Consider the following 21,296-nt stretch of genomic DNA (forward strand, 5'->3'; position numbering starts at 1 on the left):
CAGCTCTAAATTCCGAAAACTTCCTTTGAGTTTTTTGTGGTTACCTCAGCAACTTTTTCCAAAGGCAAATTATAAAGTTCGGCTAACTTTTCAGCCACCTTCAATATATAAACAGGATTATTTCTCTTGCCCCGGTATGGTTTTGGTGCCAGATAAGGCGAATCTGTCTCCAAAACAATCTCCTCCAGAGGAATTTCACTAATAAATTTATCTATACCTCCATTTTTAAAGGTGACAACACCTCCAATTCCCAATTTCATATTATAAGAAAGCGCTTTTAAAGCCTGTTCATGAGTTCCTGTAAAACAATGAAAAACACCAAACAACTTATCATCCTTCTCTTCTTCAAGAACTTCAAATATCTCCTCAAAAGCTTCACGACAATGAATCACAATAGGTAAGTTGCGATCTTTGGCAAACTGAATTTGCTTTCTAAAAGCCTGTTGCTGGATTCCCAGTGTTGATTTATCCCAGTATAGATCGATCCCAATTTCCCCTACAGCATAAAATTTTCGTTTATCCAGCTCTGCCTCTACATGTTTCAGTTCTTCTTCAAAATTTTCTTTTACATGGGTAGGATGAAGCCCCATCATTAAAAAAATATGATCTGGAAATTCATTTTCCAGATCATACATGCTTTGAGTAGTTTCAGAATCTATCGCGGGAATAAAAAATCTCTTTACATTATTGTTAATCGCATCCTGAATAACTTCCCTTCTTTCGCCATCGAAAGAATCACTATATAAATGGGTATGGGTATCTGTAATTATCATAGCCGCAAAAATAATAGAAGAATGCGGAATGCTAAAAATAGAAGTCGTTAAATAACAATAAGTATACTCCCGGAAAGTTTTCCGGTATGTTTCAATAATAGTAAAAGCTTTATTAGCTTTTCGTAGCCGTAATGCTTCCTCCACTAATAGAGGTGGCATAAACTTCCAGATCCCGAGTATTCCCGGCAGAATTCTGGGGGCCGCGAATTACATCCCCATCGTCCTCATATCTTGCAAAATGCAACTGACATTCAATAAATCCTCCTTCTTCCACCCATACCAGTGCTCCGCCCTGATGCGGACATACGGCTTCAGTAGCAACAAAATCTGCTGAAGTATTTCCCTCTCCAATACGAAAGAAAAGCACTCCATTGCTGGTTACCTGGTCTCCTACATTGGCAAGATTTGATAAGTTGACCGAAACTGTCTCCCCATTATTTCCTCCACCATTTCCCGGAGGAGGTGTCGTGGTCCCTCCTCCATCATCACCAGAACTACAAGCTGACAAAGCACAGGCTCCAGAACAGGCTAACAAAACTCCTTTTACTAAAAACTCACCTCTTTTCATAATATGATATTTAATTACTCTCCTTTTTCGATCCAAGATTAAAATTCCTTGATATCATAAACCCAAACCTAACGCCACCGTCAGACCAACTTTTTGTTGTATTTGGAATAAAATTGTTTGCTGTGATATATTGTGAATTCTGGAAGTTGAGAGCGAATACATGACCTCCCGTTTCAATTTCCACACCTACCCCAAAAGGATTGGAATAATCTGTTTGAAGGTCGTCTGGCCTGCTCAAACCATTTACAAAAGTATAATCTGTAATTATTGATATTCGTTTAAAAATCTTAAACCTTCCTCCAATTCCCAGAGCAAAAAGATTATCTGCATCCTCAAAATCCTGAATTTGCGCCTCTGGCCTGAATAAAAATCCAGGGTTTACCATTACAGATACACCGGGACTAAATTTTCTGGCTATAATGGCCTGAAAAAAATGGGAGATCCTATCACCCTCACTATCAAATTCATTATTAGAAAATGGTTTTCTGGTGATCCAGCTACTTTGCTCAAACAAGGTTACAGAAACTGGCATATTTTCATCCTGCCATAACAGCCTGTATTTTATTAAAGCACTGTAAGCCTCATTAAATTTACTTCTTCCTATTCCTACGGTTAAGGCATCGGTAATACCGTAATCAAAACCAAGATAAAGATCACTGGCCACATCCAGCCCGTATAAGGTATTAGAACCTCCAAACTCGCCGCCAATGTCACCAAATCTATGTCCAACCCAGAAAGCCAGATCATGTGCTTTTTGTGTTTCATTGGTCTGTAGTAGCACCAGTCTTGGGCTCTTAAAAGTTGCAATGGTTCTAAATTCCTTAGTTTCTGAAATATTGTCCATTATACTATCTACATCCTGAGCATACATTCCAGAACAGATTATCGTAATCGCAAACAGTAAAAATCTTTTCATTCCTTTATAATTTTATATTCCATATCAATATTTACCTTGATCACTTCGGCTATATTTTCCCATAACAACTTCGGGATCTTAATGTTATGATCATTGCAAGAAACTTCAAATTCAGACTTTAGTGTAATAGTTTCCTTATCTCTAGAAATTCTCACCCTCACCGGGATTTCACGTTCCCTGGGTATTCCATGAATATTTAAAGTGCCGGCAAGAATTAAATTTTGAACTTTTGTATGATTAAGGTCTATCATCTCCATCAAACCGCCTTTAAAACTGGCATCTGGATATTCTTCACTTTCCATATAATTCTCATTAAAATGCTCTTGCATTAAACCTTTTTCAAATTCAAAGCTTCGGATCTTAACTTTAAAGGAGATGGAACCGTTTTTAGCATTGAAAACAGAAACTCCAGATTTTGAAATTGCTTCGATATCTTCTACTGGCGCCGAAGAATAAAATTTTATGCTGGCATTGGTAGTTTGGTAAAATGAGGACTGAGCACTGATAGATAAAGGAAATAAAATTCCAAGTATGAAAAAAGAAACTGAAAGTATTAGAGCACGCATCATCATACTTACGAAAAATAAAGGGATATAGTTTTAACCTATACCCTAATAAATTTATGTAATATTATTTGAAATATGAAAATTACTTGCTGTAACTGTCGAGGTGAATTTTTTTTAACCGTTTTGGTTTATATACTCAGCAAGGTATTTCGCGTCTTTTTTAATTCCGCCCAAAGTCGCCGAACCTCTGGTATGTAGCCAGGGAAGGCCTATGAAGTAGAGTCCGTCAATATTACTAACTCCTCTATAATGATTTGGATAGCCATTCTTTGCCAGTTCCAGCCCCTCAATCCAGCTAAAATTTGGACGATAGCCTGTAGCCCAGATAATATTTCTGATATCAGATATTTTCCTATTCTCCGTAAAAATTAGTTCTCCTTCTGCATTTTTAGTTTTACCAACAGCTTCTACGTTTTCCCGTGCCAGAATTTCTTTTACAGGGGTTCCAATCACAGGCTGTCTTGATTTGGAAATCTTTTTTCCGAGCCAGGTATCGCGGCTAAAACTCAAAAATCCTGATTTTGTAAACCACCACCACAATGTTTTTCCCAGAATTTCCTGGGGGAGCACTTTTACCTCTGTAGTTCCTGAAAAATAAACCTCCCGGTCTCCATCAGAAACTTCATCAAGGATCTGAAACCCACTATCTCCTGCTCCAACTACCATGGCTTTACCTTCCTGAAGCTGATACGGGTTTTTATAATAATTACTATGGATCTGAAAAATATCCTGATCTATCTTTTTTGAAAATGGCGGGGTATAAGGAATATGAAATGGGCCCGTAGCGACTACCACCTCCTTAGCTCTCAACTCTCCCCGGGATGTCTTCAGTAAGAAATGATCGTCATGATGGGAAATTTTCTCAACCATCATATTTAACTCAATAGGAATTTGAAATTCTTCCACATAATCCTGAAAATAGTCAGCAACTTCAGTCTTACCTGGATAATGGCCTTTTTCAGCCGGAAATTCCATTCCCGGCATATTATTAAATTCAGAAGGGGTAAATAAAGTAAGTGAATCCCAGCGATTAAGCCACGAAGCACCAATTTCTGACTCTTTATCTACCACAAGAAAATCTTTTCCCTGTTCCTTAAGGTAGTAAGCCATAGCCAGACCAGCCTGTGCAGCTCCAACAACAATAAAATCCAGCATTCCTTTATTTTTTTGCGAAAGTATGATTATTTAAAGGTTTCTGAAAATGAGCCTCTTCCTAAAAAATGATCTCTTTATAGCTCCAAAACTGATATAGAAAAAGGATAAGAAAAGCGAACGTCACGATAAATTCCATAAAACTGGAAGCCAGTAAACCCAAAAAAGATCCGAATGCCGCTTTCCCTGCAGTTCGGGAATTGCTTTTATTTAAAATTTCTCCAATAAAAGCGCCTATAAAAGGACAAATTAAGATCGCGAAAGGAAATGGGGCAAAGATACCTATGATCAAACCTATGGTAGCGCCTATCATTCCTTTTCTGCTTCCGCCAAATTTTTTAGTCCCCATTGCTGGGATTATCAGGTTCAGGATATAGAAAAGAATAGCGACGGCGAGGGTGATGCCTAAAAACCAATAATTCATTCCAACGCCCGGGATAAGATAAAATATCAATAAGCCTATCCAGCTTAGCGGTACTCCGGGTAAAACAGGAAGAAAACTACCTAATACACCAAGCAGCATGAATACTCCTGCCACTACTAATAAAATCATATCCATTCTATATTTTTAAGAAAACGAAGATAATCAACTTAAATTCAATTTTTAACTAAAATATTAGTTTAAACTAAAAACTTAGTTTATATTAGCAGAAACAAATTCATCTAATATGAAACAATTAACGAAAGCCGAAGAAGAGATCATGCAAATTCTTTGGGAATTGAAAGAGGCTAATGTTGCCAGCGTTATAAAAAAAATGCCAGAACCAAAACCGGCTTATAATACGGTTTCAACTATCGTTAGAATTTTAGAGAATAAAGAATTTGTTGATCATAGACAGGAAGGCAAAGGCTATATCTACTTCCCTATTGTAAAGAAAGAGACCTACAGCAATCAGAGTATGAACCAGTTAATGAATAACTATTTTAATGGTTCATTTAAAAGTATGGTTTCATTTTTTATGAAAAAGAACGATATGAGCTCCAAGGATCTTGAAGCCATATTAAATGAAATTGACAAAAAGGACTCGTAATGGCACACTATATTATACAGATCATATTTTTCCAGCTATTTTTCTTACTGGTTTACGAGATATTTCTGAAGAAAGAAACTTTCTTCAACTATAACCGTTTATACCTTCTACTTACACCAATACTGGCATTTCTTATTCCATGGCTAAGACTGGAGTTTCTCGTAGCAGCTGTTCCTGAAAATGCCAGAATAATTATTCCTCAGGCTATTGCCAGTCAGCCCGATATTTACAGGGAAACTTTGCCAATAGTGACCATTTATGGTGAAAGCGGATTACAACTAAACTGGTGGCTAATTATCTATTTAACCGGATTCGCAGCTTCTATGTTTCTTTTCATCAAAAAATATAAAAACCTGAACAAGCTGTTCAGCTTTAAGCAGATCATAAAGGAGGACAATTTCAGGATCATAGAGGTACCAAATTCGAATGCAGCTTACACATTTTTTAGTACTGTTTTCCTTGGAGATCAACTTTCAGATTCTGAAAAACAACATATTCTTTCTCATGAAATGGTACATGTAAGGCAAAAGCACAGCCTGGATCTAATTTTCTTTGAACTGTTGAAGGTGATCTTTTGGTTTAATCCCTTGATCTACATTTATCAGAACAGGATTGCCGGTCTTCATGAGTTCATTGCAGATGAAGAAGTCGTAAAAACTACTGAAAGAAAAACATATTATGAGCAATTGCTGAATACAGCTTTCAGCACTCAGAATATTTCATTTATCAATCAATTTTTTAATCATTCATTAATCAAAAAGCGAATTTTTATGTTACAAAAGAACAAATCATCGAAACTCTCAAAATTCAAGTTTTTACTAACCATTCCGCTTATGCTGGCAATGTTAATGTATGTAGCTTGCTCAGATGTCGAGACAAAAGACGAAACAGATTCATCATTATCTCAATACAATTACAGTCTACAAAAAGGAGAAGACCTGGACAGTGATCCTGATAAGAAAAAAACACATCAGGCCTTTGAAGATTTTCTGATCAATAATCCTGATTATGTGAGCTGGGCCACAATAGATTATGAGTCTGATATGGTTTCATATTCTGTTCATAAAGCTTCTGAAGAGGTTCCGGAATCCTATAATAAAATGATGGTTTCCATGAAAGATGGAAGAGAATATACGATGTATATGAACCTTAAATCAACAGGCTCCAACACAAGCGCTAATAAAAAGAGGTATGATCAAAAAAAATCTACAGAATGGGACGACAAAGAGAATATACCATATGCTGTGATAGAGAGAGTTCCTGCCTTTGAAGGTTGCGAACAGCAAGAGGGTAAACTTAGAAAGGAATGTACGTCTAAACAAATATCATTATTTGTAAATAAAAATTTCAATACAGATTTAGGTAAGCAGCTAGGCTTAACCGGAGTAAATCGTGTGATCGTTCAATTTAGAATAGATGAAACCGGAGCGATAGTAGATATCAAGGCAAGAGCTGCACATCCCGAACTGGAAGCAGAAGCTAAAAGAGTAATTTCCCTGATACCTAATATGATTCCTGGAGAACAAAAGGGCAGGCCCGTTAGCGTGATGTATTCCTTACCTATCGCCTTTAAAGTGGCGGGATAAACTTAAAATTTAAAAATTATGAAAACACTTAATTATCACACACTTACATTCATATTCACCTTAATTTCCCTTTGCGGATTTAGTCAGGAAGATGAATCAATCCCTTTTGCGGTGGTAGATCAGGTACCGGCATATCCAGGGTGTGAACAACTGGATGGGGAGAATTTAAAAGATTGCACCGTTCAGAAAATCTCCAATCATGTAAATATGAATTTCAACACTGCTTTAGGGAAAGAGCTGAATATTCAGGGGCAAACCCGAATAGTCGTTCAGTTTAAAATTGATGCGAACGGAGATATCACAAATGTTCGTTCCCGCTCCTTAGCAGATAAAGCCGAAGTTAGAGATGCTTTGCAAAATGAAGCTAATCGTGTGGTAAGCAGTCTACCCAGGATGCAGCCGGGCCAAAAAGATGGTAAAGAGGTTGCGATCATGTATTCTTTGCCCATAGCTTTTGCAGTCCCGGAAAAGGAGAAAAAGAAAGGTTAGGCTACTTAAAATTTAAAAGTGCAAATTAGATTTATTATATTTTTAATATTAGGCTGTATGCTGTCTGGTTTTTCTCAGGAAGAAACTATCAAGACAGCTGACAGCCTTTCAGCTGTAGGCGAAAAAACAGCCGCGATTGAACTTTTAAAAAGCTTGCAACCAAAATCGGAAACTGTCTATCTAAAATTAGCCAGGATCCAGCAGGCCAATGGTCAGAATGAGGAAGCACTTCAGAATTATAAAATGGTAATGAAAAAAAATCCAGAAAAAATTCTCACCTCTATTGACTATGGTGAACTGCTTCTGGAAACCGGAAAACTGGACATGGCAGATAGTCTTTTCAGTGATCTAAGTGAAAAATATCCTGAAAATGCTGGCTTCATTTATAGGATTGGACTTGCTAAAGAGAAAAAGAAGGATAGCACGGCCATGAGGTACTTCTTTAAAACAACAATTTGGGATTCTACTCATCAGGGAGCACTTTATAAAACCGCAAAATACTACCTTAAAAATGGCAAATCTTACAATGCGATCGTTTCAGCCAGATCAGGGCTGAAAGTAAGGCCAGATAATGTTTCCTTATTGTCAATTTTAGGTCAGGCATATTCTGCTTCCCTGCAATTTGAAAAAGCCATTGCTCCTTATGAAAAACTAGTAGCACTTGGCGAAGGTTCAGAATTTATTCTGGGAAAACTTGCGAAAGCTTATCGCGTCAATTCCCAGCCCGAAAAAGCTATAGAAACCTATAAAATGATGCTGGATATCAACGATATGAATAGCGCGGTTCATTCCAACCTCGGCGCGCTTTACCTTAAAACAAATGAAGTTGAAAAAGCTCAGCAACACTTCACTATGGCACTGCTAATTAAAAAACAGGCTGTAGACCGTGAATATCTCAATATTGGACTTACGTTTAAAAGAATGGAAGACTTTAAAAGTGCATTTGAAAATTTTGAGTCGGCTCTTAAAGAAAATCCTGAAAACGAACGAGCCTTATTAGAACGTGCTATTGCTGCCGATGCATATTTTGAAGATCAGGAAGCAGTTTTAAATCTTTATGAAACCTATATAAAAAAATATGGTGAATCTGGCAGAAATGATATGATCTCTGTTGCAAAATATCGTATTAGTGAATTAAAAAGCGAGATGCACCAGGCGAAATAGTCAGCTATTTTCATTTAAAAATCCCTGTTCGAAAAATTACAGGTTAATAATTGAATATTTTAATTCTTGCAATTTTTCCTAACCTGCTATATTTCACTATTTTTGAAATCCGAAAGCGGATGGCCAATGAAAAAAGTTTTACTTTTTGTATTTACTTTAATACTAACTTCCTGCAATTTTGAAACAAAAAAGATCTCTTCTGAAGAGGTTCTGGAACAGGAATCCCGTTCTCTGAACTGGAAGGAAGTAGATGAATATCCTGCTTTTGAAAATTGTCAGAATGAAACCGAACTGGCCGCGGCCAAAAACTGTTTTGAGCGAACCGTAGCCACTACGATCTATTCTTTTTTAGCCAGTCAGCAGCCTGTAGTGACTGAAAGTATCAACGACACGATCTTTATTTATCTTGAAATCACCAAAGATGGAACACCCCAAATCGATTCGGTGAAGGCAGATACCACCGTAACCAATCAATTACCTGAAATTGAACAGTGGTTAAAGCAAAGCATAGATTCTCTTCCAAAGATCTATCCCGCCAGCAAGCGTGGAATTCCGGTTTCGACGGTATTTAAAATGCCGGTTGTGGTTAAGGCAGAATAAACCTATAGTAGATTTTAGAAAGACAAAGTAGGAGACTGCTTCATTTCACTCGCAGTGACTTTCTTATTAAATCTTGTCATGCTGAACTTGATTCAGCATCTCAAGAGACCCTGAATCCAGTTCAGGGTGACGGCCCTCAATTTCCTCGCAGGAATGTTAATCATTGTCATCCTGTGCGGAGGGATTTTCGATTCTCAATTATTTATGAAATCTTCTCCCCTTCCACTCATAACCATTAAAAAAAGAAAGTATCGCCACATACACCGTAAAAAACGGGTAAAGCAAACTGCTCCAAAGATAATGTCGCATCAGGTTTTCCCGGTTCATGAATTTTGCCGACTTATAGATCAATATAAAATCCAGATTGAATTTTAGAAGGAAAATCAACATCAGGAATTGGTATGAAAAAAGTTTAAAAAAAGTCAGACCTGTTAATACAATCAGGGATAAATTCATCAGAAAAACGATAAGTCCTGTAAATTTTGCAAAAACACTGGTATAGGATGAAGCTTTCGCTGCCCATCGAATTCGCTGGTTTATGAGTCCACTTAAACTTTTTTGGTAATTCGTATAAACAGCAGCCTTTATAGATTTTATAAAGAAAACCTCAATTCCTTTCTTTCTTAGTTTCTGTAACAGAAAAACATCATCGCCACTGGCAACTCTTACATTATCATTAAATCCTGCTTCCCTTAAAAAAGTTTCCTTTTCATAACACATATTGGCGGCGTTGCACATAAAAGCTTTTTCAACGCCGAAAGCACCAACGGTAGAAGCCTGCAAGCTCATAAAATCCATTTCTTCAAAATTCTGAAAATAAGGCTTTTTTTTACCTACTAGTTGAATAAAACCAACCGGTCCTGCAATCATTTTTGAAGCTGAATTTTGAATGCTTTCATCAAAAAACTGCAACCATTTAGAAGGAACTACACAATCGGCATCTGTAGTCGCGATATAATCGAAATTTGAAAACTCTATCGCAGTTTGGATCGCATCCTTTTTAGGTGAATTTGTTTTATGCTTATTCTCCAGTAATTTGATATTCATTTCCGGAAAATCTTCCTTGAAATTTTCAGCCAGAATTTTAGAATCATCTTTAGAATCATCATTTACCAGGATAATTTCAAATTTACTGGTGTGGTAATTCAGGTTGCTTAAGGATTTGAATAATACTGGTAAATTTTCAGCTTCATTTCTATAAGGAATGATAATAGAAAATGTGTTTACTGAAGCCATTCCTGTTAGACTGAATTCAGGTACTTTATTCCAACCAAAAACAAATGCGGCCACTATTCCCAGATAAGCTGCGGTAATTATTCCAAAAAAGATCAGCAAAAGCATAACCTGTAAGTTTGGTGCTGCCAACACAGAATTGTTTAGCTTTGTAAAAGTCCCAAATTAGGTAATTTTTGTGAGCAATTCTTCGGAAAAATCAGTTTTGAAAAGCGAAAGGATCATTCTCGGTATTGATCCCGGAACCACTATTATGGGCTTCGGCCTCATCAAAGTAGAAAATAAAAAGATGAGTTTTATTCAAATGAATGAACTTCAGCTTACCAAGTATTCAGACCATTACAAGAAATTAAAACTGATTTTTGAAAGAACCATAGAACTAATTGATAATTATCATCCCGATGAGATTGCGATTGAAGCTCCTTTTTTCGGAAAGAATGTTCAATCTATGCTAAAGCTTGGACGTGCCCAGGGAGTCGCTATGGCTGCCGGCCTCTCCAGGGAAATTCCAATTACCGAATATCTGCCAAAAAAGATCAAAATGGCCATCACCGGGAACGGAAACGCCAGTAAGGAACAGGTGGCAAAAATGCTGCAAAGTCAGTTGAAGATCGGCAAGCTTCCAAAAAATCTGGATGCGACCGACGGACTTGCCGCTGCGGTTTGTCATTTTTATAATTCCGGCAAAACGGAGATCGGTAAAAGTTACACCGGCTGGGATGCTTTTGTAAAGCAAAACCCTAATAAAGTCAAATAACAATTAGCAATAAACAATGATCAATGATCGAGTCTGGAAAGAAAAATGTTTTGGCTGATAAATCTTATCAATTTGCATTGAAAATCGTTTTTCTATGCAAGGATTTAAATGCTCAAAAAGAATATATTTTATCCAGGCAGTTATTAAAATGTGGCACTTCGATCGGAGCGAATGTTGCTGAAGCAAATGGAGCTATTTCAAATGCCGATTTTTCTGCTAAAATATCTATCGCCTACAAAGAAAGTCTTGAAACTAAATATTGGTTAAAATTGCTTAATGATTCAAACTCCATCGATGAAAATGAATTTACAGAATTGTTCAAACTTGCAGATGAATTGTCAAAAATTCTTTTTTCTATTCTAAAATCAACCAGAATGAATAAAACTGGTAATTGATAACTGATAATTGAATGAGTGGTATCTACATCCATATCCCTTTTTGCAAGCAGGCCTGTCATTATTGTGATTTCCATTTTTCGACATCCACGAAGAAGAAATCTCAATTGGTTGAAATGCTTTGTAAAGAGCTTGAGTTTAGAAAAGGAGAAATAGCACCACCTATTCAAACCATCTATTTTGGAGGTGGTACTCCTTCCCTGCTGAATTCTGAAGAATTAGATCTGATTTTCAAAACCATTTCCCAGAATTTCGAGGTTTCTGAAAATGCCGAAATTACGCTTGAAGCAAATCCTGATGATCTTACCGAAGAAGTGATTAAAATGCTGAATACTTCTCCGGTTAACCGATTAAGTATAGGCGTTCAATCATTTTTTGAAGAGAACCTGAAATTGATGAACCGGGCGCATAATTCTGAAGAGGCGCTGAAATCATTAGAATTAGCGAAGCAGTATTTTGATAATATTAGTATTGATCTTATCTATGGTATTCCGGGACAATCCAACGAACAATGGAAACAAAATCTTCAAAAGGCTTTAGATCTTGATATCCCGCATATTTCCAGTTATGCACTTACCGTGGAACCTAAAACTGCACTGAAAAAATTCATCGAAAAGGGAAAGATTAAACCGGTGAAAGACGAGCAATATCGGGAGCAATTCGATATTTTGGTAAATACACTCTCCTCCAACGGCTTCGAGCATTATGAGTTTTCCAATTATGGAAAACCGGGCTATCATTCGCAAAACAATATGGCCTACTGGTTAGGAGAACCATATTTGGGAATTGGTCCTTCTGCCCACTCTTATGACGGTATTTCCAGGAAGTGGAATATCAGTAATAATACGTTATATAATAAAGCCATTGAAGCAGGAAACTTACCTCAACAAACCGAAAAGCTTTCTACGACAGATTCTTATAACGAATATGTTATGACCAGGCTCCGAACTAAATTTGGGGTTTCCGAAGAAGATATTAAGGAGAAATTCGGAGAAAAATACAGGCTTCACTTTTTAAAAGAATCAGATAAATTTCTCCGGGATGGACTTATGGAAACTTCCGGAAATAATTTTCATATAACTTCAAAAGGCAAATTTCTGAGCGACGGGATCGCCGCAGATTTATTTTATATCGACTAAAATTTTTCATAAAACGTCACCCTGAATTCGTTTCAAGGTCGCTGAAGATGCTGAATCAAGTTCAGCATCACTCAATTTAGATTTCTCCCTTCGGTCGAAATGAAAATCGTTAAGTCATTCCGAGCGCAGCGAAGGAATCTCATCAAAAGACTACTTCGTCGCACTCGCAGTGACCTTCCAATTCTTAATTTTATAAAGCATTATCAATTATCAACTAACAATGCTACATTTGTTAAGACCAATTGATCGCACATGTTAGCTACTATCAGCCATAAAGGAGTTTCCTATACCATAGATTTCTCGAAACCACTGGATATTTCCATAAGTCTGCGGGGAGACAACAAGAATCCTATGGCCTGGTATTTAAAACATCCGAAAATTGAACCTGTAGTAGATGGTGATTTTATTGGAAAAGTGAGTAAAGGCTCTTCGGTGAATTTCAATAACATCTGGTTTAATCCGCATGCGCATGCCACACATACAGAATGTGTAGGGCACATCACTCCTGAATTGAATACTATTCAGCAACATTTAAAAACCTTCTTTTTCAAGGCCAGGCTTATTTCCATAGAACCTAAGCAAAAAGGTGATGACCTGGTTTTTACCAAGGAACATATTTCTAAAGAATTAAGGGAAATAGATTCAGAAGCCTTAGTGCTGCGAACAATTCCGAATTACATTGGTAAAATCGCTAAAAATCATTCGCATACCAACTGGCCCTATTTAGAAGAAGATGCTATGATCCTAATTAGGGAAGCAGGAATTAAACATTTTTTGATTGATCAGCCTTCTGTTGATAAAGAAAAGGACGACGGAAAATTACTGGCGCATAAAGCATTCTGGGATTATCCAAAAAACACCCGATTTGATGCAACGATCACAGAATTGATCTATGTGCCAAATAAAATCGAGGACGGAGAATATTTTCTAAACCTTCAGCCGGCATCCTTTGAAAACGATGCGGCGCCTTGTAAACCGGTACTTTATAAAATTCAGTAATATGAAGTTCACTTTAAAACTTGAAGAACTGGGTATGCTCCTGCTTAGCATTTGGGTGTTTAGTTTACAGCATTTATCGTGGTGGTGGTTTGTCGGGTTATTCTTTCTTCCTGATATTGGCATGTTGGGTTACCTTGTAAATTCAAAAACAGGCGCTTTTTTCTATAATATTTTTCATCATAAAGGCCTGGCGATTGTGATTGGCTTACTTGGATATTATCTTAAATTGCAGGCACTGGAAATTACAGGCATCATTCTGTTCGCTCACGCCAGTTTTGATCGTTTACTGGGATACGGATTGAAGTACGAAAAAGGCTTTAAATTTACGCATCTGGGAGAAATAGGAAATTAATATGGAATTACTCTTTATAGGACTGGCCGTCGGTGCCGTGATTGCTTACTTTATCTTTGCTGCTTTTAATAAAGATCGCTCAAAACTGAAAACCAGTGAACAGTCGGTTGTTTTGATGGATAAGATTAAAAGCGTCTGCAAATTCATTAGTATTGAAGGTGATTTTTCAGAGATCTATCATTACGAGAATATGAAAGAGAAGTACCTCAGTCTTGTTCTTGGAAAGAAAAAAGCAATTGTACTGGTAACAGCCAAGGCCCATATAGGCTTTGATCTCAGTAAGATTAGAATGGATAGTGATAATGAGCAGAAAAAGATCATTCTTACTAATTTTCCTCAGCCGGAACTGTTAACCATCGAGACCGATTTTAAATATTATGACAAGCGGGAAGGATGGGCAAATCCTTTTACCACTTCAGATCTTACAGATATTAACCGTGACGCGAAAAAGGCAATCGTAGACAAAATTCCTCAAAGCGGACTCATAGATCAGGCAAGAAAGGAAGCTCTTGACACTATAGTTTTAATGGAAAAGATCGTGGAAACCATTGGCTGGAAACTTGATTATACGGCCTTGACTATTGAAGATGCGAGCAATAACAAAATTGAAAAGTAATAATGCAGAGATGCTGAAACAAGTTCAGCATGACGACTTTTTACCTTAATTGGTTTTATTACGTCACCCTGAACTCGTTTTAAGGTCTAAAAATCAGAAAAATGAACATCGACACTTTCAGAGACTATTGCCTTAATAAAAAAGGAGTGACTGAAGGCCTCCCTTTTGGCCCGGATAACCTTGTGCTGAAAGTTATGGGCAAAATGTTCTCTATCGTTTCTTTAGATGAAGTTCCGCTGCGGGCAAATCTAAAATGCGATCCCGAAAGAGCGATCGATCTTAGAGAAGAATATGAGGAAAATATTCTGCCGGGCTATCATATGAACAAGCAACATTGGAACACCATGATTCTAGACGGAACAATCGAACCAAAACTGGTCTTTGAATTGATAGATCATTCTTATAAGCTGGTGTTTGATGGCCTTACCAAAAAATTAAAAAAGGAACTTGAAGATTTATAATGACAGAAGCTGAAAATTTTTACTCCTCCCGAAGAGCAACATATACCGAATTAAAAAAGCGAATAACCAAAAGATTAGCACTTTCCAGCTCGCTAAGACTACTCGTTTTTCTGTCTTTATGTGCTGCCATTTATTTTTTCTATGGAAATATCACTATCCTGCTCCCACTGGGTATGGTGCTTATCGCTGGTTTTATTTTTCTTATCTCCAGACATACAGATCTAAAAAAGGAACAGGAAAAATTGAAGGCGCTTATAGATATAAATCAGCAGGAATTAAGAATTCTGGAAACAAGAGATTTTTCTGATTTGCCCGATGGAAAGAAATTCGAACCAGAAGATCATGAATTTTCCAGGGATATTGACCTTTTTGGAAAGAAGTCTTTTTTTCAGTTTCTGAACAGAACGTCTCTTAGAGAAGGAAAAGCCAGACTGGCGAACATTCTTCTTGCAAATAGAACGCTTGATATTTTAAAGAAACAGGAGGCGGTTAAAGAACTTGCTTCCAAGGCCGACTGGAGGCAGAATTATTCTGCTACCGCAACACTCGTAAAAACCGAAACAGACTCTAAGTTCATTCTCAACTGGATTCGTAATTACAAAAGTTTCGTGCCAGAATATATAAAGTGGCTCCCGGCAGTTTTTTCAATATTATCAGTTGGCGTGCTTTGCATTTTTTATTTTGACATCATCGGTTTTTCACAGGTACTTCTGTGGTATATAATTGGAGTTCTTATAACCGGAGTTTTTCTAAAAAAAATCAATGAATTATCGGGAACGGTAAGCAAGATTCAGGATACTTTTCAGCAATATCACCAGCTCCTTTCTTTTCTGGAGAAAGAAGAATTCGAATCAGAATTAATGCTGGAAGTGAAAACTTCGATCACCTCCGAATCTAAGAAAGCTTCAGAAATTCTAAAAGAATTTTCCAAAGCAATTGATGCACTGGATCAGCGAAATAATCTATTATTCGCGATCTTTGCCAACGGATTTCTGCTATGGGACCTAAGACAAAGTTACCGACTTGAAAAATGGATCGAGCATCATCACACCGCTGTAGAACATTGGTTTGAAGCGGTAGAAAGAACCGACGCTTATAATAGTCTGGGGAATTTTGCTTTTAACCATTCGCATTATCAATTTCCTGAAATTTTGAAAAAAGGCGGTGGAATTACTGCCAAAAATCTGGGGCATCCGTTACTGGACCCAAACAAGCGTGTTGATAATGATTTCAGAATAGATGGTGAACAGTTCTTTATCATTACAGGAGCAAATATGGCGGGAAAAAGTACCTTTTTACGTACGGTCGCCTTGCAGATCGTAATGGCTAATATAGGACTTCCCGTTTGTGCAGATTCCTGTAGTTATTCTCCAACAAAGCTAATTAGTAGTATGCGCACCAATGATTCTTTGGGAGATGATGAATCTTACTTCTTTTCAGAATTAAAGAGGTTGAAATTCATTGTAGATAAAATTCAAACCGAAGATTATTTTATCATTCTTGATGAGATCCTAAAAGGAACTAACAGTACCGACAAAGCGATAGGCTCCCGAAAATTTGTGCAACGTTTGGTTGGCACCCATTCTACCGGGATTATTGCCACGCACGACCTCAGCTTATGTGAGATCAGCAAAGAACTGGATGAGGTTAAAAATTTCTATTTTGATGCGGAGATCGTAAATGATGAACTTCATTTTGACTATCATTTGAAGGATGGTATATGCCAGAATATGAATGCTTCATTTTTACTTCGGAAAATGAAAATTGTAGAGGAATAAATTGGGGAGATGCTGAAACGAGTTCCGCATGAGGATAAACCTTTCACATGGAGCGAAGTCGAAATATGATATTCAATAGGTATGCTTCAACTTCGCTCAGCATGACAATGTATCAAAATGCCAGATTATGAGATGCTGAATCAAGTTCAGCATGACGGCGTTCAAAATAAACGTCACCCTGAACTCGATTCAGGGTCTTTACTTTTGAAAATGAAAAAAAGTTATATCTACATACTTTCTAATAAAAATAGAACTGTCCTGTATATAGGTGTAACTAATAATTTGATCAAAAGAATTACAGAACATAAGAATAAAATAGGCTCGGATTTTTCAAAAAAATATAATCTTGAATATTTACTTTACTTTGAAGAATTTACTGACATCACCCAGGCTATTTTAAGAGAAAAGCAATTAAAGAACTGGCGAAAAGAATGGAAATGGGATTTGATTAAGACACTCAATCCAAACTTGAAAGATTTATTTTCTGAATTATGAGATGCTGAATCAAGTTCAGCATGACGAGTTCTTTTATAATTTCTTATACCCAAGACGTCACCCTGAACTTGATTCAGGGTCTCACTCAAATAAATATTTGCCCCTATATTTGCCAAATGGATTCATTGACCCAAATCGTATTAGGTGCCGCTGTAGGCGAAGCGGTTTTAGGAAAGAAAGTCGGCAATAAAGCCATGCTTTATGGCGCGATCGCCGGCACCATCCCAGACCTGGACACCTTCGTGGGTAACTTTTTCGATACCATCACCGCCATTGAAATCCATCGTGGCTTTTCACACTCCATAGTTTTTGCAATTGTCTTCGCCCCTATTTTTGGCTGGCTTATTTCAAAGATCGAATCTAAGTCGGTTGCCAACTGGAAAAACTGGTCATGGCTCATGTTCTGGGGACTTTTCACCCATCCGCTACTCGATGCTCACACTACATGGGGAACCCAGTTATTCTGGCCTTTTGATCTAAGGCTGGCTTATAAGAATATCTTTGTAATAGATCCGCTGTATACACTTCCTTTCCTGATATTTCTAATCCTGGCAATGCGTCTTAAACGCACCGACCCTAAAAGGAAAAAGTTCAACCAAATCGGATTGATAGTAAGCAGTATCTATTTACTGGTGCTCACACCAGCCTTGAAATTCTATACATTTCAGCAATTTGAAGATGCTCTGGAAACTCAGAATATTAAATATGAGCGAATGGACACAAGACCTACTCCTCTAAATACCATACTATGGACAGCAAATATCGAGACCGAAGATGCTTTTTTAATCGGTAATTATTCGATTTTTGATACGCAGCCTATTGATTTCTACAGCATTCCTAAAAATTACACTCTTGCTGAAAATCTAAAAGACGATCCAAATCTTCATCGGTTGATTCAAATTTCTGAAGGCTGGTATACCTTTTCTTCGAAAAATGATCATTTATATTTCAATGATCTAAGATTTGGAAACCTGGATATTGAAGATCCGGATTCAGAATTTATCTTCAGCTATAAATTAGCTAAAGAGCATGGTGAGTTAACGGCTACGGAAACCGAAAAGGAAATGACCGATGCGAAAAACCTTCTCCCCAGACTTTGGACACGCATTCTCGGTAATTAGGAACTCAATTCTTAAGATTAAACAGGAAAAGCGTCATTCTGAACTTGATTTAGAATCTTTTATTATTTGATTCTGAATTTAAAATGAGATCCTGAAATCGAAGATTCGACGGAGTTCAAATAAATTCGTGGTGACGAATTCACAGTTTTCACGATTCAAGGTATTTACATTTATTATATTTAGGGAAAATTCTATTTATGCGGCTATTCCCGGTGATTTTTGCCTTATTTCTGCTTATTTCAAGTTCCGTCATTGCTCAAAAAGATTCTATTGCCCTTGAAAAGATCATCACGGAGTTTCAGGATTATGAACCTTACAAGCGTTCAGATTATCCACTCGGACTTTATTCTGAAGAGCATTATAAAAATCAGGCTGATTTTGCTGAAGACCTGCTGGAAGAACTGAGAGACCTCGAATTGGAAAAACTTTCAGAAACTCAAAAGATCTCGGTGGAATTACTAAAATATGACCTGAGAAATACGGTAAAAACCTATGAATTCAAGGAATATTTGAATCCGCTGCTTTCTGATGCCGGCTTTCATTTAAGTCTGAATTACCACATAAGAGATCTTAATAATTATGCACAGGTAAGAGCTTACCTCAACAAATTGAATGCTATTCCTACTTATGTAGATCAGCATTTCGTTTTACTGCGTAAAGGTTTAAAAGACGGAATTACCCAGCCACTGGTGATCTTTGAAGGTTATGAGAGCACTTATGACAGCCAGATCGTAGACGATTATAAGGACAGTTATTTTTATAAACCTTTTGAAGATCTTCCTTCAACCTTATCTGAAAAACAAAAGGATTCAGTTTTAAATGCTGCGAAAATGGCTATTACAAAGAATGTGATCCCGGAGTTTAAAAGAATCAAATCATTCTTTGAAACTGAGTATTTTCCAAAAACCAGAAAAACACTCGGAGTTTCTGAGACTCCAAACGGCCGGGAACATTATGACTATTTGCTAGAATATTATACTACTTTGAACCTTAGTGCAGATGAAGTACACAATATTGGTATAGAGGAAGTAAAAAGGATCAATACTGAAATGAAAAAGGTAATGGCCAAAACTGACTTTAAAGGCACTTTTTCAGAATTCTTTGATTTCTTAAGAACCGATGAACAATTCTATGCTCAGACTCCGGAAGAATTGCTGATGTTCGCTCGTGATATTTCTAAAAGGATCGATGCGAAATTACCGGCCTATTTCACCAAACTTCCGCGAAAACCTTATGGAGTAGCAGAAGTTCCAGCGGCTATTGCACCAAAATATACCACCGGAAGATATATTGGCGCTTCCAACGAAACTCAGCCGGGATATTACTGGGTAAACACTTATGACCTGCCTAGCCGTCCAAAATACGTTTTACCTTCTCTTACCGCACATGAAGCGGTTCCAGGTCATCATTTACAGATCTCATTGAACAATGAATTGGGGGAGGATTTTCCGAAATTCAGAAAAAACTTTTACATCTCCGCATTTGGGGAAGGCTGGGGTTTATATTCAGAGTTTTTAGCAGAAGAAATGGGTATTTATCGTAATCCCTATGAAGTCTTCGGAAAGCTTACTTACGAACAGTGGCGCGCCTGTAGACTGGTAGTCGATACCGGCATCCATGCAGAAGGCTGGACCAGAGAGGAGGCCGTAGATTTTATGGAAAAGAACACTGCACTTTCCATTCATGAGATCAATACCGAAGTAGACCGATATATTTCCTGGCCGGGGCAGGCTGTATCTTATAAGATTGGAGAATTGAAGATAAGGGAGCTTAGAAAGAAAGCCGAAGAAGCGCTAGGAACAGAGTTCGATATCAGGAAATTCCATGAAGTGATCCTTGAAGAAGGTGTGGTCACTTTGCCGATTCTCGAGCAAAGGGTGATGAATTATATCAAATCTAATTCTTAACAATAAAAAAGTAGTTCAAGAATAAATTTCATGCGCCTGAGTTTAAATTATCTTTGCAGGCAAATTCAGTTTTAATGACTATTGAAGAAAATTTAAGACAACGTAGTGATTCCACCTGTGAATTATGCGAAAATAAGGATCAATTGAATGTTTTTGAAGTTCCCGATTCACCTGAAGATGGATTGGACAGTAGTATTCTTATCTGCGAAACCTGCAAAACACAGATAGAAGATCCTGAAAAAGTAGAGCCTAATCACTGGCGTTGCTTAAATGACAGTATGTGGAGTACGGTTCCGGCGGTTCAGGTGATGGCCTGGAGAATGTTACAACGGTTAAAAGCTGAAGGCTGGCCAAATGATCTTCTGGAGATGATGTATATGGAAGATGAAGTAAAAGCCTGGGCAAAAGCCGGAATTTCGGAAGAAAAATCAGGAAATAATATCATTCATAAAGACAGCAACGGAGCAATTATTGAAGTTGGAGATACCGTAGTCTTAACCAAAGATCTTAATGTAAAGGGTTCCAGTTTAACGGCGAAACGCGGAACTGCCGTAAGAAGAGTTTCCCTGGTTCATGATAATGCGGAACAAATTGAAGGAAAAGTAGAAGGGCAACAAATCGTGATTCTCACGAAATTTGTGAAGAAAGTTTAATTTCTCAAATTGGCGTCACCCTGAACTTGTTTCAGGGTCTCAAAATGAGATGCTGAATTAAGTTCAGCTTGACGGTGTAAGCACTTTAAGGTCATTTCGAAGAAGCATAGCGAATAATAAATCTAATTCCAAAGGAGATTTCTCTCGCTGGTCGAAATCACACAAGATAATTCAAGAATAACAACTATGGAATCACAACCAAATAACCCACTACACGGAGTAAAACTGGCAACTATCGTAGAAGAACTGCAAAAATATTATGGTTGGGATGGACTCGCCGACCGAATCAATATTAACTGTTTTAAAAGTAATCCTACCATAAAATCCAGCCTTAAGTTTTTAAGAAAAACTCCATGGGCTCGGGAAAAAGTGGAAAGACTTTATCTTAGAACTGATTTTAAGTAAACTCATTCATAAACCACAGATTAGGAATTAGTATTTTTAAAGAATGCTAAAGCTGAAAATATGAATAAGCGAAAAATACAATTATTGTTTTCAATCGGAATATTAATTGTCGCCGGTTCTCAAGTGATTTGGCATTATTT

25 protein-coding genes are annotated in these 21,296 nt (G+C 37.3%); 18 read left to right on the forward strand and 7 right to left on the reverse strand.

The features are described from left to right. Positions 1-5 precede the first annotated feature (5 nt). The 6 genes from BLT95_RS08495 to BLT95_RS08520 form a co-directional block, all read right to left on the reverse strand. The gene (locus BLT95_RS08495) at positions 6-773 is read right to left on the reverse strand and encodes a TatD family hydrolase (RefSeq protein ID WP_089665674.1); all 768 of its coding nucleotides are present in this window, start codon (positions 771-773) and stop codon (positions 6-8) included. Positions 774-885: 112 nt separating this feature from the next. Continuing rightward, positions 886-1,341, reverse strand: coding sequence for a Rieske (2Fe-2S) protein (locus tag BLT95_RS08500; protein WP_089666882.1), 456 nt, complete (start codon positions 1,339-1,341; stop codon positions 886-888). A gap of 10 nt (positions 1,342-1,351) precedes the next feature. After that, positions 1,352-2,257 (reverse strand): DUF5777 family beta-barrel protein, encoded by a 906-nt coding sequence (locus BLT95_RS08505; protein WP_089665675.1) that lies wholly within the window; start codon positions 2,255-2,257, stop codon positions 1,352-1,354. Then, positions 2,254-2,829, reverse strand: a complete 576-nt coding sequence (locus tag BLT95_RS08510; protein ID WP_089665676.1) for a YceI family protein — start codon at positions 2,827-2,829, stop codon at positions 2,254-2,256. Before BLT95_RS08510 ends, BLT95_RS08505 begins: the two co-directional genes overlap by 4 nt. Before the next feature lie 108 nt (positions 2,830-2,937). Further along, positions 2,938-3,978 (reverse strand): NAD(P)/FAD-dependent oxidoreductase, encoded by a 1,041-nt coding sequence (locus BLT95_RS08515; RefSeq protein ID WP_089665677.1) that lies wholly within the window; start codon positions 3,976-3,978, stop codon positions 2,938-2,940. Between the two features lie 58 nt (positions 3,979-4,036). Then, positions 4,037-4,534, reverse strand: coding sequence for a DUF456 domain-containing protein (locus BLT95_RS08520; protein ID WP_089665678.1), 498 nt, complete (start codon positions 4,532-4,534; stop codon positions 4,037-4,039). 109 nt (positions 4,535-4,643) lie between these two features. On the opposite strand from BLT95_RS08520, the gene BLT95_RS08525 reads away from it, so the two are divergent. The 5 genes from BLT95_RS08525 (at position 4,644) to BLT95_RS08545 (ending at position 8,845) form a co-directional block, all read left to right on the forward strand. After that, positions 4,644-5,006, forward strand: a complete 363-nt coding sequence (locus BLT95_RS08525) for a BlaI/MecI/CopY family transcriptional regulator (protein ID WP_089665679.1) — start codon at positions 4,644-4,646, stop codon at positions 5,004-5,006. Next, complete coding sequence (locus tag BLT95_RS14485) at positions 5,006-6,592, forward strand: M56 family metallopeptidase (RefSeq protein ID WP_231896347.1); 1,587 nt, start codon at positions 5,006-5,008, stop codon at positions 6,590-6,592. Before BLT95_RS08525 ends, BLT95_RS14485 begins: the two co-directional genes overlap by 1 nt. A gap of 18 nt (positions 6,593-6,610) precedes the next feature. Beyond that, positions 6,611-7,081 (forward strand): energy transducer TonB, encoded by a 471-nt coding sequence (locus BLT95_RS08535; RefSeq protein WP_089665680.1) that lies wholly within the window; start codon positions 6,611-6,613, stop codon positions 7,079-7,081. 18 nt (positions 7,082-7,099) lie between these two features. Continuing rightward, a complete protein-coding gene (locus BLT95_RS08540; RefSeq protein WP_157718033.1) occupies positions 7,100-8,245 on the forward strand; it encodes a tetratricopeptide repeat protein in 1,146 nt (381 codons plus the stop codon). Positions 8,246-8,371: 126 nt separating this feature from the next. Then, a complete protein-coding gene (locus BLT95_RS08545; protein WP_172822581.1) occupies positions 8,372-8,845 on the forward strand; it encodes a hypothetical protein in 474 nt (157 codons plus the stop codon). 198 nt (positions 8,846-9,043) lie between these two features. Here the strand turns inward: BLT95_RS08545 and BLT95_RS08550 are convergent, their stop codons facing one another. Next, entirely contained in the window at positions 9,044-10,210 is a 1,167-nt protein-coding gene (locus tag BLT95_RS08550) for a glycosyltransferase (RefSeq protein WP_231896348.1), read from the reverse strand. Between the two features lie 73 nt (positions 10,211-10,283). Here BLT95_RS08550 and ruvC point away from each other — a divergent pair, with 73 nt between their 5' ends. The 13 genes from ruvC (at position 10,284) to BLT95_RS08615 (ending at position 21,156) form a co-directional block, all read left to right on the forward strand. After that, on the forward strand, positions 10,284-10,835 hold the full coding sequence (gene ruvC, locus BLT95_RS08555; protein WP_089666884.1) for a crossover junction endodeoxyribonuclease RuvC: 552 nt from the start codon (positions 10,284-10,286) through the stop codon (positions 10,833-10,835). Positions 10,836-10,858: 23 nt separating this feature from the next. Beyond that, on the forward strand, positions 10,859-11,230 hold the full coding sequence (locus tag BLT95_RS08560) for a four helix bundle protein (protein WP_089665683.1): 372 nt from the start codon (positions 10,859-10,861) through the stop codon (positions 11,228-11,230). A gap of 14 nt (positions 11,231-11,244) precedes the next feature. After that, the gene (hemW, locus tag BLT95_RS08565; protein ID WP_089665684.1) at positions 11,245-12,369 is read left to right on the forward strand and encodes a radical SAM family heme chaperone HemW; all 1,125 of its coding nucleotides are present in this window, start codon (positions 11,245-11,247) and stop codon (positions 12,367-12,369) included. A gap of 252 nt (positions 12,370-12,621) precedes the next feature. Next, positions 12,622-13,368 (forward strand): cyclase family protein, encoded by a 747-nt coding sequence (locus BLT95_RS08570; protein WP_089665685.1) that lies wholly within the window; start codon positions 12,622-12,624, stop codon positions 13,366-13,368. 1 nt (position 13,369) lies between these two features. Then, a complete protein-coding gene (locus tag BLT95_RS08575) occupies positions 13,370-13,720 on the forward strand; it encodes a DUF4260 domain-containing protein (protein ID WP_089665686.1) in 351 nt (116 codons plus the stop codon). A 1-nt stretch (position 13,721) separates the two neighbouring features. Then, on the forward strand, positions 13,722-14,336 hold the full coding sequence (locus BLT95_RS08580; protein WP_089665687.1) for a DUF4230 domain-containing protein: 615 nt from the start codon (positions 13,722-13,724) through the stop codon (positions 14,334-14,336). Between the two features lie 101 nt (positions 14,337-14,437). Then, complete coding sequence (locus tag BLT95_RS08585; RefSeq protein ID WP_089665688.1) at positions 14,438-14,797, forward strand: MmcQ/YjbR family DNA-binding protein; 360 nt, start codon at positions 14,438-14,440, stop codon at positions 14,795-14,797. After that, positions 14,797-16,575 (forward strand): DNA mismatch repair protein MutS, encoded by a 1,779-nt coding sequence (locus BLT95_RS08590; protein ID WP_089665689.1) that lies wholly within the window; start codon positions 14,797-14,799, stop codon positions 16,573-16,575. The genes BLT95_RS08585 and BLT95_RS08590 overlap by 1 nt, the downstream gene beginning before the upstream one ends. A 132-nt stretch (positions 16,576-16,707) precedes the next feature. Next, positions 16,708-17,070 (forward strand): GIY-YIG nuclease family protein, encoded by a 363-nt coding sequence (locus BLT95_RS08595; protein ID WP_347584291.1) that lies wholly within the window; start codon positions 16,708-16,710, stop codon positions 17,068-17,070. A 116-nt stretch (positions 17,071-17,186) separates the two neighbouring features. Beyond that, entirely contained in the window at positions 17,187-18,191 is a 1,005-nt protein-coding gene (locus BLT95_RS08600; RefSeq protein ID WP_089665690.1) for a metal-dependent hydrolase, read from the forward strand. Between the two features lie 197 nt (positions 18,192-18,388). Next, positions 18,389-20,098 (forward strand): DUF885 domain-containing protein, encoded by a 1,710-nt coding sequence (locus BLT95_RS08605; protein ID WP_089665691.1) that lies wholly within the window; start codon positions 18,389-18,391, stop codon positions 20,096-20,098. Positions 20,099-20,172: 74 nt separating this feature from the next. Beyond that, entirely contained in the window at positions 20,173-20,751 is a 579-nt protein-coding gene (locus BLT95_RS08610) for an alkylphosphonate utilization protein (RefSeq protein WP_089665692.1), read from the forward strand. Between the two features lie 186 nt (positions 20,752-20,937). Beyond that, positions 20,938-21,156 (forward strand): VF530 family protein, encoded by a 219-nt coding sequence (locus tag BLT95_RS08615; protein ID WP_089665693.1) that lies wholly within the window; start codon positions 20,938-20,940, stop codon positions 21,154-21,156. Positions 21,157-21,296: the final 140 nt, after the last annotated feature.

Origin of the sequence: Gramella sp. MAR_2010_147 (genome assembly GCF_900105135.1) — a bacterium.
Lineage (GTDB): Bacteria > Bacteroidota > Bacteroidia > Flavobacteriales > Flavobacteriaceae > Christiangramia.